The sequence below is a fragment of the Desulfosporosinus sp. I2 genome (assembly GCF_000960765.1).
GTDB lineage: Bacteria > Bacillota > Desulfitobacteriia > Desulfitobacteriales > Desulfitobacteriaceae > Desulfosporosinus.
Genome location: NZ_JYNH01000237.1, coordinates 1 through 3,693 on the forward strand (window position 1 = coordinate 1; position 3,693 = coordinate 3,693).

Annotated in this window: 2 protein-coding genes; both read left to right on the top strand. The window is 42.2% G+C overall.

Annotated elements, in window-relative coordinates; genetic code table 11:
- The first annotated feature begins 252 nt into the window (after positions 1 to 252).
- Positions 253 to 2,262, top strand: a complete 2,010-nt coding sequence (ligA, locus tag UF75_RS25045; RefSeq protein ID WP_045577239.1) for an NAD-dependent DNA ligase LigA — start codon at positions 253 to 255, stop codon at positions 2,260 to 2,262.
- Between the two features lie 728 nt (positions 2,263 to 2,990).
- A partial coding sequence (locus tag UF75_RS25050) for a hypothetical protein (RefSeq protein ID WP_156146616.1) occupies positions 2,991 to 3,693 on the top strand: 703 nt, incomplete at its 3' end.

Consider the following 3,693-nt stretch of genomic DNA (forward strand, 5'->3'; position numbering starts at 1 on the left):
TTTCCCGTAAAAAACAAGTCGTACCACAAATGACAACCTATTTCCAAGGCTAATTTTACTATAACCCCATGGAATCTGAGCTTAGAACTCCCACTTATATAAAAATTTTATATAAGTGGGAGTTTTTGAGGTGGATGTATGAGTTAGTAAGTAGTATTATGGGAAAAATAGTATCATTAGTCGTTTACTTTGCAAGACTTGTGTTATCGACTTATAATTAAGTTATCTTAATTTGAAAGCGGAGGAATTTTAGTGCATGATGAATTCGAGCGCATAGCAACGCTTCGCAAGGAACTAGAAGATGCTAATAAGCAGTATTATGTGCTTGACCAACCGCTAATCTCGGATGCAGAATACGATGCTTTAATGCGCGAGCTTCTGGACTTGGAGGGCAAGCATCCAGATAGGGTTACTCCAGATTCTCCAACTCAACGCGTAGGCGGAGAGGTAGCCAAAGAATATACGAAAGTGCGGCATTTGGAACCTCTCCTAAGTCTGGATAATGCGTTTGATGCGGGAGATTTACGGGAGTTCGACCGACGCGTACGCCAGGTGGCTGCCTCATTGGAGTATGTTGTAGAACTTAAAATCGATGGGTTAACAGTCGCCCTAACCTATGAGGATGGGCTTATGGTTCGTGGGGCCACTCGGGGAGATGGCTCTGTGGGAGAAGAAATTACCGCTAATGTCAGAACGGTAGGCTCAATTCCTTTGCGCTTAAACAAGACGGTTCCAAGGTTAAGTGTCAGAGGAGAAGGGTATATGCCCAAAGCCTCTTTTGCTCGGTTAAATCAAGAACGTGAAGAAGAAGGGCAATCTACGTTTGCCAATCCTCGTAATGCAGCTGCAGGGTCATTACGTCAGTTAAACTCGAAAATTACAGCTGAGCGCAAACTTGATTATTTTGCCTATCAAGTTTTATCGGCCAATGAATTGGGATTACATAATCAAATAGAGGTGCTTACTTATTTAAAAGAGCAGGGGTTTGTCGTAAACCCTGAATATAAGGTGTTTAAGGATATTGAAGAGGTCATAACTTATTGTGAAGAAATGGCAGCAGAGCGACATCGTTTCCCTTATGATATTGACGGTCTGGTAATTAAAGTGAATGAATTTGATCTGCAACAGGAGCTTGGCTTTACGGCCAAGAGTCCCCGTTGGGCAATTTCTTATAAATTTCCAGCGGAGCAAGTTGAAACGGTCGTCGAAGATATTATCATCCGAGTGGGGCGGACAGGAGTCTTGACGCCCACTGCAGTCCTACAAGCGGTTTCCGTGGCAGGGTCCACTGTGAGTCGTGCCACACTCCATAATCTGGATAACATTCGAGAGAAGGATATCAGGATCGGAGATCATGTACTCCTGCATAAAGCTGGGGATGTCATTCCAGAGGTTGTTCGAGTCTTACCCGAAAAACGCACGGGTGAGGAAAGGCATTTTGAAATGCCGGCTCTCTGTCCAGAATGTCAGAGTCCAGTTTTACGTGAGGAAGGGGAGGCTGCCTACCGCTGTCAGAGTATCGTTTGTCCTGCCCAACAACGTGAAGGAATAATTCATTTTGTCTCTCGGGATGCCATGTCGATTGATGGGTTAGGACCTGCAGTTGTTCAACAACTCCTAGAGGCGGAGCTGATTAAAGATGCTGCTGATCTGTATTCATTAACGTTTGATAATTTGACTCCGGTGGAACGAATGGGCAAAAAATCTGCGGAAAATTTGCTGAAAGCAATTGCAGACAGCAAAGAGCGAGGCCTGGCTTCCTTGATTTTCGCCATGGGAATACGCCATACGGGAGTAAAAGCTGGGAAGATCTTGGCTCAGACGTTTGGCTCTATGGAAAAACTGCAGGAAGCAACCCTTGAGGACCTCCAAGCGATCCCAGATATCGGTCCGGCGATGGCTGAAAGTTTGGTCCAGTTTTTTGCGCTGGAGAGTACGGGGCATTTTCTGGCTAAATTGCGTAAAGCCAGTGTGAACATGACTGCAGGAACCACGACAAAGCCACAGATATTTGCGGGTAAAATCATCGTCGTAACCGGTTCTCTAGAGCGCTGGGAGCGGCGGGAGATCGAGACACTTATCGAAGAGTATGGAGGAAAAGCGGCGAGTAGTGTCAGTAAAAAGACTGCCTTTGTCGTTGCTGGGGAGAAAGCTGGCTCAAAGCTAGTAAAAGCGCAGGGTCTGGGTATAACTATTCTGACCGAAGCGGAATTTGAACAGTTGATTAAGCAGCTCAACTCAGGAACCCTCGCCCGTATCTAAAACCAAAATAGTATATTGTTGACAGGTATATAACGAGCGAACCCGTTTTAATTACAGGTTCGCTCTTCTTTTTAGAGCAAGAAGCTTCTCTAGTGGCTACTTGCTCATATTCTTTAGCTAAATAAACTTTGTTACTCTTAATATCCGTTTGTGAAAGAATGTAGTTGCCGGGGAATTTCATTCTCCGGTCTCTGCATTGAATATGCACGGGGATGCAAATGAGCCGGCTTAAGATAAGATTGAAGCATCATTTAAGTATCGTAAAATCTACTTTTCTGTTATCTGTCTTGTAAGGAGCTCGAACGACGAACGACAGTTGCCCGGATGTTCTTCTGAGGTTCGCCTAGGTTGCCCAGAGGACGGTAGCTCGGTGCCCAGGTTACTGAGCCCGCCTTCAAATGGTACACAACGAAATCATCTCCCGGAAGTAGACGCTGTAGCCGCGCGAAGACGATTTTCCGACGAGCTTACATTCCTTTGAGGAAGGGAGTCATCAAAGAGTATTCGTTAGATAATTGGAAGAATCCCAGAGTCGGTTATCCAAACTTTTCTAAGATAATCTATAAGGGAATTTCGAGAAAAACAGAAAGCTTATATATGCCTTTTGGCCTAAAATGTATAGGCTTATAGCGCTTAATGTATAGGATTAAAGAACCTAATTTGAAAGAAAAAGAGGATTTGTAAAATATAGGTAGAAATGGAGTTCTAAGAGCAATAGGATTTGACCTTTGGAGATCAAAGGAACCAAATTAAGGATAGGAAAAAGGAGATTTGAAAAAAATATGTGTTACATAAAAAAGAATTTTATTAGTTTTATATTTTTCTTATTTCTATTAGTAATATGGCATCCATCCTTAGCTTCAGCCTCTGTACTAAACAATATTGCCGGAAACGCAACAGAAATAACTATTAATCAACAAATTACAGATAGTATAGCATACAAAGGTGATTGTGATTGGTTTAAAATTCAAGTCAACGAGACCAGCAGTCTCATTCACAATCTGACTAATAATAGCGGAGGCCTATATTATGAAATCTATGATTCATCGTTAAATTTGCTAAAAAGGAACAATACAACCGGCCCAGGCAGTGCGACGTTCAGCTATAAGGTTGGACCAGGGGAATATTATATAAAAATAAGTGAATCTGGTTTTCCTTCAATTAATTATCAGATTAGTAATATAAGTTTAACAGTAAGTATCAGAAATCAAGACCCTTATGAAAATAATGATGTAGCCGGAAGAGCATATGCAATTACCCCAGGACAACAAATAAATGGAATAGGGATAGAAGCAACTAATGATGCAGATTGGTTTAAAATCCAAGTCAACGAGACCAGCAGTCTCATTAGCAATCTAACTAATAATAGCGGAGGCCTATATTATGAAATCTATGATTCATCGTTAAATTTGCTAAAAAGGAACACTACAA